The 13,872-nt window shown below is 68.5% G+C and carries 13 protein-coding genes; 12 read left to right on the forward strand and 1 reads right to left on the reverse strand.

Going from position 1 to position 13,872, the window contains the following annotated elements:
- Window positions 1-63: 63 nt before the first annotated feature.
- From IBX18_RS02040 to IBX18_RS02065, 6 genes are all read left to right on the forward strand, one after another.
- Window positions 64-1,146, forward strand: coding sequence for an ROK family protein (locus IBX18_RS02040; RefSeq protein ID WP_194832067.1), 1,083 nt, complete (start codon window positions 64-66; stop codon window positions 1,144-1,146).
- A 175-nt stretch (window positions 1,147-1,321) separates the two neighbouring features.
- The gene (locus IBX18_RS02045) at window positions 1,322-2,482 is read left to right on the forward strand and encodes an N-acetylglucosamine-6-phosphate deacetylase (protein WP_306796096.1); all 1,161 of its coding nucleotides are present in this window, start codon (window positions 1,322-1,324) and stop codon (window positions 2,480-2,482) included.
- A complete protein-coding gene (locus IBX18_RS02050) occupies window positions 2,479-3,432 on the forward strand; it encodes a hexose kinase (protein ID WP_147142694.1) in 954 nt (317 codons plus the stop codon). The genes IBX18_RS02045 and IBX18_RS02050 overlap by 4 nt, the downstream gene beginning before the upstream one ends.
- A gap of 39 nt (window positions 3,433-3,471) precedes the next feature.
- Window positions 3,472-4,299 carry a class II fructose-bisphosphate aldolase gene (locus IBX18_RS02055; RefSeq protein ID WP_194832068.1) on the forward strand — a complete coding sequence of 276 codons (828 nt, stop codon included), beginning with the start codon at window positions 3,472-3,474 and terminating at the stop codon, window positions 4,297-4,299.
- 747 nt (window positions 4,300-5,046) lie between these two features.
- Window positions 5,047-5,247 carry a hypothetical protein gene (locus IBX18_RS02060; RefSeq protein WP_194832069.1) on the forward strand — a complete coding sequence of 67 codons (201 nt, stop codon included), beginning with the start codon at window positions 5,047-5,049 and terminating at the stop codon, window positions 5,245-5,247.
- Window positions 5,248-5,385: 138 nt separating this feature from the next.
- The gene (locus IBX18_RS02065; RefSeq protein ID WP_194832070.1) at window positions 5,386-6,273 is read left to right on the forward strand and encodes a DUF559 domain-containing protein; all 888 of its coding nucleotides are present in this window, start codon (window positions 5,386-5,388) and stop codon (window positions 6,271-6,273) included.
- 374 nt (window positions 6,274-6,647) lie between these two features.
- On the opposite strand, the gene ramB is transcribed toward IBX18_RS02065, so the two are convergent.
- Window positions 6,648-8,054 (reverse strand): acetate metabolism transcriptional regulator RamB, encoded by a 1,407-nt coding sequence (ramB, locus tag IBX18_RS02070; RefSeq protein WP_135233721.1) that lies wholly within the window; start codon window positions 8,052-8,054, stop codon window positions 6,648-6,650.
- A gap of 93 nt (window positions 8,055-8,147) precedes the next feature.
- On the opposite strand from ramB, the gene IBX18_RS02075 reads away from it, so the two are divergent.
- From IBX18_RS02075 to IBX18_RS02100, 6 genes are all read left to right on the forward strand, one after another.
- The gene (locus IBX18_RS02075) at window positions 8,148-9,659 is read left to right on the forward strand and encodes an ATP-dependent DNA ligase (RefSeq protein WP_147140924.1); all 1,512 of its coding nucleotides are present in this window, start codon (window positions 8,148-8,150) and stop codon (window positions 9,657-9,659) included.
- 393 nt (window positions 9,660-10,052) lie between these two features.
- Window positions 10,053-11,288: a lipase family protein gene (locus IBX18_RS02080; protein ID WP_194832071.1), complete on the forward strand. Its 1,236-nt coding sequence runs from the start codon at window positions 10,053-10,055 to the stop codon at window positions 11,286-11,288.
- A gap of 92 nt (window positions 11,289-11,380) precedes the next feature.
- Window positions 11,381-12,670 (forward strand): anion permease, encoded by a 1,290-nt coding sequence (locus IBX18_RS02085; RefSeq protein WP_306796097.1) that lies wholly within the window; start codon window positions 11,381-11,383, stop codon window positions 12,668-12,670.
- 13 nt (window positions 12,671-12,683) lie between these two features.
- Window positions 12,684-12,968 (forward strand): hypothetical protein, encoded by a 285-nt coding sequence (locus IBX18_RS02090; RefSeq protein ID WP_107659662.1) that lies wholly within the window; start codon window positions 12,684-12,686, stop codon window positions 12,966-12,968.
- A gap of 10 nt (window positions 12,969-12,978) precedes the next feature.
- Window positions 12,979-13,314: a DUF3349 domain-containing protein gene (locus IBX18_RS02095; RefSeq protein ID WP_147140920.1), complete on the forward strand. Its 336-nt coding sequence runs from the start codon at window positions 12,979-12,981 to the stop codon at window positions 13,312-13,314.
- A gap of 17 nt (window positions 13,315-13,331) precedes the next feature.
- Window positions 13,332-13,646 (forward strand): DUF3349 domain-containing protein, encoded by a 315-nt coding sequence (locus tag IBX18_RS02100; protein WP_194832072.1) that lies wholly within the window; start codon window positions 13,332-13,334, stop codon window positions 13,644-13,646.
- The last annotated feature ends 226 nt before the right edge of the window (window positions 13,647-13,872 follow it).

The following is a 13,872-nucleotide window of genomic DNA, read 5'->3' on the forward strand; positions in this document are numbered from 1 at the left end:
CCGGTGAAACTCGAACCAGCCGGCCACACGCCGCAGCACGAACCGGGAACTACTGTGCCAAGCATGGGAGTCGCGCGGGACCCGGGAGCAGGGCGAGCGGCCGTCGCCGAGAGCACGGCGTCCTCGACCAGTGCCGCCGGTGCCGCGGCCGGGACTGCCGGGTCGACCGCGGCGGCGCACCGCGGCGGCACAGTGACGCGTCCGGTTGCGGCGACCCCGCAGCCGGGCGCGTTGGCCGAGGACGCGCTGGTGCTCGGGCTCGATGTCGGCGGCACCACTATCAAGGGTGAGATCACCGATGCCGGGGGCCAGGTGCTTGCCGTCGGCACCGTCGCGACCCCGCAGGGCGAAGCGGCCTTCGACGCGATGGGGGCGCTCGGCGATCAGTTGCTCGCCGAGCTGGCCCCCGAACTTCGCGATCGGGTCGGCCGGGCCGCCGTCGTGCTGCCCGGCATCGTGGACACCGTTCGGTCGATCGCCGTGTTCAGCAGCAATGTCGGGTGGCGAGACGTGCAGGTCGGTGACCGGTTCGTCACCCGCTGGGGCATTCCGGTGCTCATCGAACACGATGTGGCCGTTGCGGGTTGGGCCGAATGGCGCTTCGGGGCCGGGCGCGGTTACGACAACGTGTGCGTGGTCATCCTCGGTACCGGCATCTCCGGCACGCTGTCCGTCGGCGGGCACCTGCTGCGCAGTTCGTACGGGCAGGTCGGCGAATACGGGCATATCCCGGTGCGCGCCGACGGCCTGCCATGCTTGTGCGGCAACACCGGTTGCGTCGAGACCGTGGCTTCGGGAGCGGCGATCGCCCGCGCTTACACCCGCCGCACCGGTCGTGAGATCAGCGGTGCCGCAGAGGTATTCGCGCTGGTCGATACCGACACCGATGCCAAGGCGGTGCTCGGGGACGCCGTCGACGCGCTCGCCGACGGTCTGATCGGGATCGTGCACGCCGCCTGCCCCGAACTGATCATCCTCGGTGGCGGACTGGCGGGGGCGGGGGCCGCGCTGACCGATCCGCTGCATCAGGCCATCGACGATCGGCTTCGGCTGGTTCCCGCTCCGCATGTTGTGCTCGGGGAGTTCGGGGCTCGGGCCGGGTTGATGGGTGCTGCGCTGTTCGCCAGGCAGGGGGCGCTCGAATGATCGGGTGTTCAGCTGGGCTTTCAGCTCTCCGGGCCAGGTATTTGTGTCTCGGGGCCGCGCTACTCCGCCCCGAGGCCATGCCCTCACGTTCCAGGGCTGAGGTGCCCCTGCATTGGCCAGTGCTTTCGGCGGCCGAGGCGCGCCACGAGGATCCCGAAAGTATTGAGGTGGTTGCGTGCTGAGCGGTGCCGAGTCGACCATCCGTGGACGCGTCGTTTCCGCGAGCGCTCAGCTAGACGACGGCGTGGTCACTGTGGTCGACGACCGGATCAGTGGCGTGTTGCCGTTCACGGAATGGGTTGCGGCGCATCCGGATTCGGCTGCGCCCGCCTTCTCCGGCACGGTATTGCCCGGACTGGTGGACATGCACAACCACGGCGGATTCGGGCATCGGTTCGACACCGTGAATGCGGCGGAAGCGCGGGCGGCGGCGGAGTTCCATCATGCGAGCGGGTCGACGACCGTGGTGGCCAGCGTGGTCACGGCGGCCGCCGCCGACATGATCGCGCAGACCGCTGTGCTGCGGGAACTGGCGGAAGACGGGTTGCTCGGTGGAATTCATGCCGAGGGCCCGTTCCTCTCGGAGGCGCGCTGCGGGGCGCAGGATCCCCGGTTCCTGCGCGATCCGGATCTCGAGCTGACCGATCAGCTGCTCGCCGCAGGCGGTGGGCAGCTTCGGATGATGACGCTGGCGCCGGAGCGTTCCGGCTATGACGCTGTCGCACAACGGCTTACCGATCATGACGTGGTCGTTGCGCTGGGGCACAGCAATGCCGACTACACCTCGTTCCTGAAAGCCTTGCGGCCCACCGGGTTCGGCACCGTGGCCACTCATTTGGCGAACGGCATGCCGCCGCTGCACCACCGCGATCCCGGTCCGGTCGGCGCATCGATGGTCGCCGCCGCTGCCGGGCATGCGACAGTCGAGTTGATCGGGGACGGTGTGCACGTCGACCCCGGTTTCGCCGCGCTGGTTTTCGCCACCGCGCCGGGACGGGTCGCGCTGATCACCGATGCCATGCAGGCGGCCGGGTTGTCCGACGGTGAGTATCAACTCGGTCCGCAGTCCGTGACGGTGCGCCAAGGGGTCGCCCGGATCGCGAACGGTTCGATCGCGGGCGGCATCAGCACGCTGCTCGACTGCGTGGCGCGCGCGGTGCGCGACTCCGGCGTGTCACTGGCCGACGCGGTGCTCGCGGCCACCTCGACCCCGGCGGCCGCCCTCCGGCTACCCGATGTCGGCGACCTCCGTACGGGCTATTTTGCCGACATGTTGGTAGTAGATGAGACGCTCCGGTTGCGCCGGGTGCTCAGGCGAGGACAGTGGTTGTCGTGATCCTCACCGTGACAATGAACCCGGCCTACGACATGACCTACCGTGTCGAGCACTTCGAGCGCGGGCAGGCGCATCGGGTCCGCTCGGTCGAACAACGCATCGGCGGCAAAGGTATCAACGTCACCCGGGTGTTGAATCAGCTCGGAAAATACGCCAGGGCAACGGGTTTCGCCGATCACGCGTTCGCCGCCGCCGCCGAGCTGGAGATGCCCGTCGACTTCGTGCACGCCCTGCCCTGGGTGCGTCGCACGGTGGTGATCAGCGAGTCCGAGGACGGCACGGCGACCGCGCTGTGGGAACCCGGCGCCCGGGTGTCCAACCCGCACGCCGCCGAACAGCTCGCGGTCCGCGTCGCGGGCATGCTGCCCGACATCGACGGCCTGGTCATCTCCGGATCGCTGCCCGGCGGCATCGCCGACACCTTGCCCGCGGAGATCGCCCGCACCGCCATCGCGGCCGACGTGCCCACCATCTGCGATGTCGACGGCGAGGCGCTGCGCCTGGCCGCCCAGATCCCCGGCGTCATCCTGATGCCCAACGGCGACGAGCTGTACCGGCTCACCGGTATCAAGTCCGCCACCGCCGACGAAGTCGTCACCGCGGCGTTCCCGCTGATCGAGGCCGGCGTCCGTGCCGTCATCGCCACCCGGGGCGCCGACGGCATGGTCGCCGTCACCGCCGAGGGCGCCTGGTTCGCCACCCTGCCCGAGCCACTGGCCGGAAACCCCACCGGCGCAGGCGATTCCGCCACCGCCGCGGTGATCGCCGCCCTCACCGCCGACACCGTCCCCGCCTGGCCCGCCATCCTCACCGATGCCGTCGCCACCTCCGCCGCTGCGGTCGTGATTCCCGTCGCCGGGGAGATCGACCGTTGCCTGCGCACCCGGATCGCGCCCACCGTCCGGGTCACCCAGCTGGACCTACCCACCCGCCAAGAAACCACCCCCTGAGCCGATGCCGGGTGTGGTGAGCTTTCAGGAGATTTCGCTATGCCGCTGACACCCGTTTCCGCGTTGATCGCCGCCGCCGCACCCGGTGGGCTCGGTGCGTTCAACGTGATCACCCTCGAGCACGCCGAAGCCATCGCCGCCGCCGCCGAGTCGGCGAAACGACCTGTCGTGCTGCAACTTTCGGAGAACACCGCGAACTACCACGGCAGCCTGGCCCCGCTGGGCCTGGCCTGCCTGCGCATCGCCGCGGACAGCACCGCCGACATCGCCGTCCACCTCGACCACGCCACCTCCGCCGACTTGATCCGCACCGCAGTAGATCTCGGCATCCGCTCGGTCATGTACGACGGCTCCACCCTCGACTACGCCGCCAACCTCGCCGCCACCGCCGACATCACCCGCTGGTGCCACGACCGCGACGTGCACGTCGAAGCCGAACTCGGCGAAGTCGGCGGCAAGGACGGCGCACACGCCCCCGGCGTCCGCACCGACCCCGACGAAGCCGTCGAATTCGTCGCCGCCACCGGCGTAGACGCCCTCGCCGTAGCCGTCGGCTCCTCGCACGCCATGCACACCCGCACCGCCACCCTCGACAACGACCTCATCGCCCACCTGGCCGCCAAGGTCCCCGTCCCCCTCGTCCTGCACGGCTCCTCCGGCGTCCCCGACGAAGGCCTGCGCGCCGCCGTCCAACACGGCATCACCAAGGTCAACATCGCCACCCGCCTCAACGTCCTGATGACCGAAGCCATCCGCACCACCCTCACCACCACCCCCACCCTCTCCGACCCCCGCAAATACCTCACGCCCGCCCGCACCGCCATCCAATCCGAAGTAACCCACTTCCTCCACCTCCTCGCCGGCTGAACCGGTCGGCCGTCCCCTCCAACGGGACATAGCGGCGGAGCTACTCGAAGCTTCACGCCTCCACGTCCCATCCGCCGCCCGCCTTCCGTCGAAGGGGACATGCTGGCGGGCCCACCTGCAGGTCTGCGCCACCATGTCCCGTACGCCGTACGGCTCTCCGCCGAGCGGGACATGACGAGACGGCGCAGCTACTGGCAGCTTCACGCCACTATGCCCCGACCGCCGCCCAGCTTCACGCCGACCGGCACGTCGCGGCGGAGCCACTCCCGCTTCCCCGCCCCACGTCCCCGACAGCCGCCCCACTCCGCGCCAAGCGAGCCATGACGGCGCCTAACTGCGGCTTCACGCCACCACGCCCCGACCGCCGGGGCGCTTTCCGCCGAGCGGGACACGACGGCGGACCTACTCGAAGATCCGCGCCACCGCGTCCTGTCCGTCATCAGGCTCCCTGCAGAGCGGGTATCGCGGCGGAACAACTCGAAGCTTCACGCCACCACGTCTCATCCACCGTCCGAATCCGCGCCGAACGGGACATGACGGCTGGCCTACCTGCAGATCCCCGCCACCACGTCCCATTCACCATCCGGCAGAGCACCGAGCGGGACGTGGCGGCAGCGCTACTCGAAGCTTTGCCACCCGGTCCCATCCGCCGTCCAGCTCCGCGCCGAGCGGGACATCACGGCGGAGCTACTCGCAGGTTCAATCCACCACGTCCCGTCCGCCATCCGGCCTCGGATGGAACGGGACATGACCTCGGGTTTACCTGCAGGCTCGCACCATCAAGTCCCGGTCACCATCCGGCAGCGCGCCGAACGGGACACCGCGGCGGACCTACTCGCAGCTTCACGCCACCACGTACCGGTCGCCATCCGGCTCCGCGCCGAGCGGGACATGACGGCCGAGCTACTTGAAGATCTGCGCCACGATGTCCCGCTCACCGGCCGGTAGCGCGCCGAAGGGGACATGGCGGCGGGCTATTCGGGGGGTGCGCCGACAGCTGGGGATAGGTTCGGGGTTGGGGATAAGTGGCGGTCAGCGGGGCTATCGGCGGGGGTGGGGGTCGGTGGGGTGGAGCAGGATTGGGGCATGGGGGTAACCGATGAGCCGTTTCCTGGTAGTTGGGCGTTGCGGGCCGGGCTGGTGCGGCGGTGGCAACTGCGTACCGAGTACGAGCGGATCCATCAGGATGTGTACCTGCGCAAGGGGGTTGCGTTGGATGCGCGCGGGCGTGCGCTGGCGGCCGGGTATTGGGCGAAGGGGAAGGCCGTTCTGAGTGGGTTTTCGGCGGCGGCAATGCATGGCACTCGATGGCTCGACAGCAAACCTGCGGAGATCACGTTGTCCGAGCATGTGCGCTCGCCTCGGGGTGTCCGGGTGTATCGCGATGCCATCCCGGATGACGAGGTGTGCTCGATCGACGGATTTCGTTGCACCACACCGGCTCGCACTGCCCTCGACCTGGGGCGCCACCTCGGGTTCGCCGAGGCGGTCGAAGTACTGGACGCACTCTGCCAGGCGACAGGTCTGGAGTCGGCGGCCATCGAGCAGCTCGTCGACCGCCATCCCGGTATCCGAGGATGTCGCAAGCTCCGAAAGGTGTTGCCCTACATCGACGGCGGCTCCGAATCCATCCAAGAATCCCGCACCCGCCTCCTGTTATGCCGGGCCGGGCTGCCGACACCGGAGACCCAAATCCGCGTCTGCGACCGCTTCGGCCGGTGCCTCGCGCGCCTCGACCTGGGTTGGCGCCGTTGGCAAGTCGCCGTCGAATACGACGGCGAGCAACACTGGACCGACCCCCACCAGCGCACCAAAGACATCGACCGCACCGCCACCCTGGAAGCCCTCGGCTGGACCCTCATCCGAGTCAACTCCACCCTCCTCACCACCGACCCCACCAAATTCCTCACCCGAACCCGCCTAGCCCTCCACGCCAACGGCGCCCCAATCTGGCCTTCGCCCAACGGGACATAACGGCGCCCCACCGCACCTCTCCGCCACCACGCCCCAACCACCATCCAACTTGCCGCCGAACGGGACATGACGGCGCCCCCACCCGCACTTCCCCGCCACCACGTCCCGTTCGCCGCCCGGCTCCCCGCCGAGCGGGACATGACGGCGCCCCCCACTCGCACATACCCGCCACCACGTCCCGACCGCCATCCAGCTCCCCGCCGAGCGGGACATGACGGCGCCCCCCACTCGCACATACCCGCCACCACGTCCCGACCGCCATCCAGCTCCCCGCCGAGCGGGACATGACGGCACCCCCCACTCGCACTTACCCGCCACCACGTCCCGTTCGCCGCCTGGCTCGTTGTCCGGGACGACTCGCTCGGTTCCGACGTCTACTTCAGCACGTACGGGGACACCGAGCTGCGGTGTTCGCTGATGTCGAGGACCTTGCCGAGCGGCGGGAACGCCCGCTGCGGGCAGTTGAGCCGCTCGCAGACCCGGCAGCCCGCGCCGATGGGGGTGGCCTGGACTTCGTCGAGATCGATGCCGTCGGCGTAGATCACCCGGCCCGCGTGGCGCAGCTCGCAGCCGAGGCCGATGGCGAAGGTCTTGCTCGGCTGGCCGTAGCGGGTGGCCCGGCGCTCCACCGTGCGGGCGACCCACAGGTATTTGCGGCCGTCGGGCATCTGCGCGATCTGCGTCATGATCTTGCCGGGGTAGGCGAAGGTCTCGTAGACGTTCCAGAGCGGGCAGGTGCCGCCGCTGGCGGAGAAGTGGAACCCGGTGGCGGACTGCCGCTTCGACATATTGCCCGCCCGGTCCACCCGCACGAAGGAGAACGGGACGCCGCGCAGTTTCGGCCGCTGCAAGGTCGAAAGCCGGTGGCAGATGGTCTCGTAGCTCTGGGTGAAGAACGCGGAGAGCCGTTCGATGTCGTAGCGGAAGTCCTCGGCGACCTCGTGAAAGTGCGTGTAGGGCAGCACGGTTGCCGCCGCGAAGTAGTTGGCCAGCCCGAGCATCGCCAGCTTGCGGGTGTCCTCGGAGGCGAAATTGCCCTCCTCGACGAGCTTTTCGAGCAGTCCGCCGCATTCGAAATAGGCGAGCTCGGCGGCGAGCTTGAACGTGCGCTGACCACCGGACAGATGCGGCGCGATCTCCAGCCGCTGGGTCTGCTCGTCGTACCGATGCAGCACGCCCTCGCCGAGGTCGATGCGCTCCACGATCCGCACATCGTGCGAGCGCAGGATCCGCGCCACCTCACTGTTCACATCGCCGCCGTGGAAACGGATGCGCGCGGTGAGTTCCTCTGCGGCGGTGTCCAATTCGTGGATGTAGTTCTGCCGCTGATAGAAGAAGTCACGCACCTCCTCGTGCGGCTTGCTGATCGCCGCGCTGCCCGAACCGTCGGAGAACCGGTCCTCGGTGGCGGCGGCCAGCTGGGCGGAGGTGTTGCGGTAGCGGTTGTGCATGTTGACCAGCGCGCGGGCCATACTCGGATGCGCGGACACCATGTCCGCGATCTCCTGGGTGTCGGCCTCGATGCCCAGCTCCTGGTCCATCACGACCTCTTGCAGCTCGGCGATGAGCCGGGTGTCGTCCTGGGACGAGAAGAAGGTCGCGTCGACGCCGAACACCTCGCTGATCCGCAACAGCACCGGAACGGTGAGCGGACGCACGTCGTGTTCGATCTGATTGAGGTAGCTCGCCGAGATCTCCAGCTTCTGGGCGAGTGAGACCTGGCTCAGCCCCCGTTCGGTCCGCAGCTGACGAAGCCGCGCCCCGACGTAAGTCTTGGCCATGCGTCCAGTTTATGGGCGGTTTCGCAAGCCTGCCAATGGGGAATTAGCAGCAGTGCTGAGCGATATGTCACAGGGAGGCGTTACCGTCGACTCGTGTTGTTCTCGCATGTCGTCCAGGCTTCGGAGACGGTCCGCGCGACCAGGTCACGCAAGACGAAGATCGCCACCTTCGCCGAGTTGTTGACCGCCGCCGCGCCGGACGAACTCGCGCCGGTGGTGGCGTGGGCATCCGGCGAGCTACGGCAGGGACGGATCGGCACCGGCTGGCGCACCCTCACCGCGGTGGACACTACTCCGGCACTCGTTGCCACGCTGACGGTTTCGGCGGTCGATGCCGCACTGTCCGATCTGGCCGAGACCTCAGGCGCCGGCTCGGCGGCCCGGCGCAAAGCCCTGCTCTCCGCCCTCTGGACCGCCGCGACCGCAGACGAGCAGGCGTTCCTGCTGCGTCTGCTCACCGGTGAGCTGCGCCAAGGAGCGCTCACCGCGATCGTCAGTGAGGCCGTCGCCGTGGCCGCGGGCGTGCCGGTCGAACTGGTGCGCCGGGCATACATGCTGTCCGGTCGGCTGCCGGTGACCGCGATCGCCGCGCTGACCGGCGGCGTCGAGGCACTCAGCGAATTCCGGCTCGAGGTGGGCCGGCCGATCCAGCCGATGCTCGCCTCGCCCGGCGCCTCGCTGGACGAGGCGTTGACCGAATTCGACGGCGACGTGAGCGTCGAGATCAAGATGGACGGCGCCCGGATCCAGGTGCATCGCGACGGTTCGCGGGTGTGGGTGTTCACCAGGACGCTGCGCGACATCACCGCGGGCGTGCCGGAACTGGTGGAGCTGGTCGCCGGGCTCGACTGCACCAGCGTTGTGCTGGACGGCGAAACCCTCGCGCTCACCGACGCCGGACGGCCGCGGCCCTTCCAAGAAACGATGAGCCGGTTCGCCGAGGTGAGTTCCACCCGGGAACTGCTGCTGCACCCGTACTTCTTCGACTGCCTGCACCTGGATGGTGCCGACCTGCTCGACGCACCGCTGTCCGAGCGTCGCGCCGCGCTCACCAAAGTAGCGGCCGCACAGAGCATTCCCGCGCTGATCCGGCCCGACGAAGAAGCCGCCGCGGAGTACTTCGACGGTGCGCTCGCGGCGGGCCACGAGGGCGTGATGATCAAATCGCTGTCGGCACCTTATGCGGCGGGCAGGCGCGGGCGGTCCTGGCAGAAGATCAAGCCGACGCACACCCTCGACCTGCTGGTCCTCGGTGCGGAATGGGGCTACGGGCGCCGCACGGGCTATCTGTCGAACCTGCACCTCGGTGCTCGTGATCCGGAAACCGGCGAGCCCGTCATGGTCGGCAAGACTTTCAAGGGTCTGACCGACGCGCTGCTGCAATGGCAGACCGCCGAATTCCCCCGGCACGAACGCGCCCGCGATGAGCAGACCGTCTACCTGTGGCCCGAACTCGTCGTCGAGATCGCCCTCGACGGAGTCCAGGTCAGCCCGCGCTACCCCGGCGGCGTGGCCCTGCGCTTCGCCCGCGTGGTCCGCTACCGCCCCGACAAGGATCCCGCCGAAGCCGACACCATCGACGCGGTCCGCACGCTTCTTCCGTAGCCCGCCGTCGAACGGGACGTCACCGTGCGCCACCGCTGAGGGGAGCGTTCCGCGCCCTCCACGCAGAACCCGGTCGCACAGCGGGGGCATGGCGGAGTGTCCGCTCGCGCTGCGCGCACAACGTGCCCGTCGATCGGGACGTGGCGGAGCACCCACTCGAACTTCGCCGCAGCCACGTCCCGTGCGCTGTCGCGCGGTGGGCACGTCGGGGCGATCGCAGCACGCCCGTTCGTCGCCGACTCGCGGGAGTCCGGCCGATGTCGGGCGGTTCGCAATGGCCGGTGCGAAGATTGCTCTGCCACTGCAAGTGTGGGCTCCTCAGGGGTGTAGGTCCACGTCAGACTGCAGGGGTTCGGCAGGTTTCTGCTTCGGGAGCGGGGTCAAGTGGGTTCGATGACGGGGCGGCTCTGTGCCGTTGCCCTTGCGGTACTGGTGGCGTTCGGCGCGGTGCTCGGCGTCAATTCGCATGCCAGTCCGCTCGATGAATTGCTGTTCCCGTCCCGCGAAGTCGCCGGAATCATGCCGACGCCGCTGGGCGATCCGTTCTATGTGCCGCCGGTCGGCTTCGAAAGTCGCAACCCCGGAACGGTACTCACGTCGCGTCCGGGCGGTACCGGGGTGACGATGGTCCCGCTGACCTCGACAGAGCTGCTGGTCCGCTCCACCGACGCGACGGGCAATCCGGTCCCGGTGGTGGCCACCCTGCTGATGCCGACGGCCGCGTGGACCGGCCCCGGCCCTCGTCCGCTGGTGAGCTTGAACCCGGCGATCGATTCACTCGGGCACCGGTGCGCGCCGTCCTATGAGCTGCGGATGGTGTCGAGCAAGCTGTGGCAGGCGCAGATCCCGCTGTCGAAGGGGTACGCGGTGCTGGTGCCCGATCATCAGGGTCCGCGTCAGGCGTACGCGGCGGGCCTGATGGCCGGGCACGCGGTGCTCGATGCGATTCGCGCCGCGGTCCAGACGCCGGAACTCGGCCTCGCACCGGACGCGCCGACCGTGGTCACCGGCTATTCCGGCGGCGCTATCGCGTCGGGTTGGGCGGCGCAGTTGGCGCCCGCGTATGCCCCGGAGATCAATCTCGTGGGCGCCGCGTTCGGTGGCGTGCCCGCCGATTTCACCCTGCTGCTCGACACCATGAACGGCCGGGACGCCGCATCCGGCGTGTTTCTCGCCGCGACCTTGGGGCTGGCGCGGGAGTACCCGGAGATGCTCGACCTGATGAACGACAACGGCTGGCGCATGGCGCGCATCGGCAAGGATTTCTGCATGGCGGCCGAGGAGTTCGTCGGCATCGTGGCGCCCATTCCGGTGCAGGCGCTCACCGATGTGGCGGCGCCGACCGAACTGCCGTTCATTCGGGAGATCCTGGCGCAGAATCGGCTCGGTGCCATGCCGCCGACCGTCCCGGTGTTCATGTATCACGGTCTGAACGAGTTCTGGGTGCCGCTGGCGGGGGCCGAGAACCTCTACACCGACTGGTGCCGCGGCGGTACCCAGGTGAATTTCCAGATATATCCCGGGGAACACTTCATCGTCAGTACCAGCGGAATCCCCGGCACCCATGCCTGGATAGACGACCGCTTCGCCGGTAAGCCGGTGACCCCCGGCTGCACCCGATTCGGCTGATAGAGGACAGGATCCAACTTTATCGCACCGGCGACGCGCGGTTAACCGCAACCACCCGGCAATCATATTGACCTGTGCCGCACACTGGACACGTGACCGTCGAATTACTGGTTCTCCTGATCGTCATCGTCACGGCACTCGCATTCGATTTCACCAACGGCTTCCATGACACCGCCAACGCCATGGCGACCTCGATCGCCACCGGCGCGCTCCGGCCGCGCGTCGCGGTCGCGTTGTCCGCGGTGCTCAATCTGATCGGCGCCTTTCTCTCGGTCGCCGTCGCCGCCACCGTGGCCAAGGGCATCGTGCGCCTCGATGCCGTGCAGGGTCATGATCTGCTGATCATCGTCTTCGCCGGACTGGTCGGCGGCATTCTCTGGAACTTGCTCACCTGGCTGTTCGGCCTGCCGTCCAGTTCCTCGCACGCACTGTTCGGCGGCCTGATCGGTGCCACCCTGGCCGCGCTCGGTTTCAGCGGCGTGATCTGGGCGGCCGGCTCGGACGGCGTGCTCACCAAGATCATTTTGCCCGCCGTGCTCGCGCCGATCATCGCGGCGATGGTGTCGGCCATCGGCACCTGGCTGGTCTATCGGATCACCAAGAAGTCCGATCCGGCGAAGGTGGAGACGGGTTTCCGCTGGGGCCAGATCGGTTCGGCGTCGCTGGTCTCGCTGGCGCACGGCACCAATGACGCACAGAAGACGATGGGCGTCATCTTCCTCGCGCTGGTCGCGCACGGCTCGCTCACCAAGAACGATGAGATGCCGCTGTGGGTGATGGCCGCCTGTGCCGTCGCCATCGCGGCCGGTACCTACCTCGGCGGCTGGCGGATCATCCGCACCCTCGGCAAGGGGCTCGTCGAGATCGAGTCGCCGCAGGGTCTGGCCGCCGAATCCGCGTCGGCGGCGATCATTCTCACCTCGGCCCACTTCGGGCTGCCGCTGTCGACCACGCAGACCGCGACCGGCTCGATCCTGGGCACCGGACTCGGCAAGGGCGCCGAGGTGCGCTGGGGCGTGATGGGTCGCATGGTGGTCGCGTGGCTGTTCACGCTGCCGCTGGCCGGGCTGGCCGGTGCGGTGTGCTGGGCGATCGCGCACTTCATCGGCGGGTTGGCCGGTGTGCTGGTGGTATTCGCGATTCTGCTGGCGCTGTCGGGTCTGATCTATCTGCGCTCCCGCAAGGATCCGGTCGACACCACCAACGTCAACGAATGGCCGGGTGACACGCCGGGCGCGTCGACCAGTGTTGCGAAGGCCGAGGCGGCACGCGACGAGCAGGACGCCGAGCAGGACGAATCGGGCGGTCCCAGCGACTCGGCCCCGACCGGCGGGGACGCGACCGCGGAACCCGGTAAGTCGCCGCGGTCGGCGCAGGTTTAGAGAGGAGTAGGACGTGCATACGCTCATCACCAATCTGAACTCCCTGTGGAAGGTCGCGCTGGCCGGGCTGATCCTCGGCGCGGGGTTGCCGATGGTCTTCGCGGTCGGCGTCCGGTTCTGGTCGATGGCGGAGACGGTGACCCCGGACGGCCGGGTGACGCAACGCAACTACCCCGCGCTGACGGTCGCGCTACTCTGCTTCGGACTGATCATCGCGGCGATCATCACCGGGATCCTCTATACGGCAAAGGCTTTCATCGCCGCGAGGTTCGGCATTCACCTGTTCGGACAGTCCTGAAGGGCGCAATGTGACCGATCAAGCGAAACCCGCAGAGCTCAGGCCGAAGGTACTCGGCCGCATCGTCGGCTGGCTGCGGGCCGGCTACCCGCAGGGCATCCCGCACTCCGACTATGTCGCCTTGTTCGCGGTGCTGCACCGGCATATCACCGATTTCGAGGTGGTCGCGATCGCCGAGGAACTGGCGGCGGAGAACCCGAACAGCGAGATCACCCGCGCCGAGATCGAGGACGCCATCGCGCGGGTCGCGAAGGAACAGCCGGACGAGGTGGACGTCGCCCGGGTGGCCTCGCATCTCGCGGCGGGCGGTTGGCCGCTCGCCGACCCACCCGCCGACCTCGACTGAGCAAGCAGCGTTCACCGATGCCACCCTTCCTGAACGCCATCATCGACTGGCTGCGGGCCGGCTATCCGGACGGTGTCCCGGAAGCCGACTACATCCCGCTGCTCGCCCTGCTCCGCCGCCGCCTCTCCGACGACGAGGTCCGCCAAATCGCCGCCGAACTAGCCGGTTCCGGCGATTTCCCCGCCGACAAAACCGACATCCAGGTGATGATCACCAAGGTCACCAACGAAATGCCCTCGGAGGCAGACGTTTCGCGCGTGCAGACGCGATTGGAAGCCCACGCCTGGCCCCAGAACGGCACCACTCCCGAGGACCCCGACCCGGCGTCCTAGTCGTCGATCCGCGATGCCTGGCTACATCGAACCATTGGCAAGTACCGTCCGATGTCCGGGCGCTCCACGTTCAGTGGCACATGGCTGCGGCGAAACGCGAGAAGCCTCCTCCATGGTGCGCCACTCACGAATTCACCACCGCTCCCAGCGGACTCCCAGCAGAGCTGGGGCGACCGTTGAGGTACACCGGGAAAGCTGGACCTAGTCGGAATCGCCTGACTACCCC

The organism is Nocardia sp. XZ_19_369 (assembly GCF_015355715.1).
Lineage (GTDB): Bacteria > Actinomycetota > Actinomycetes > Mycobacteriales > Mycobacteriaceae > Nocardia.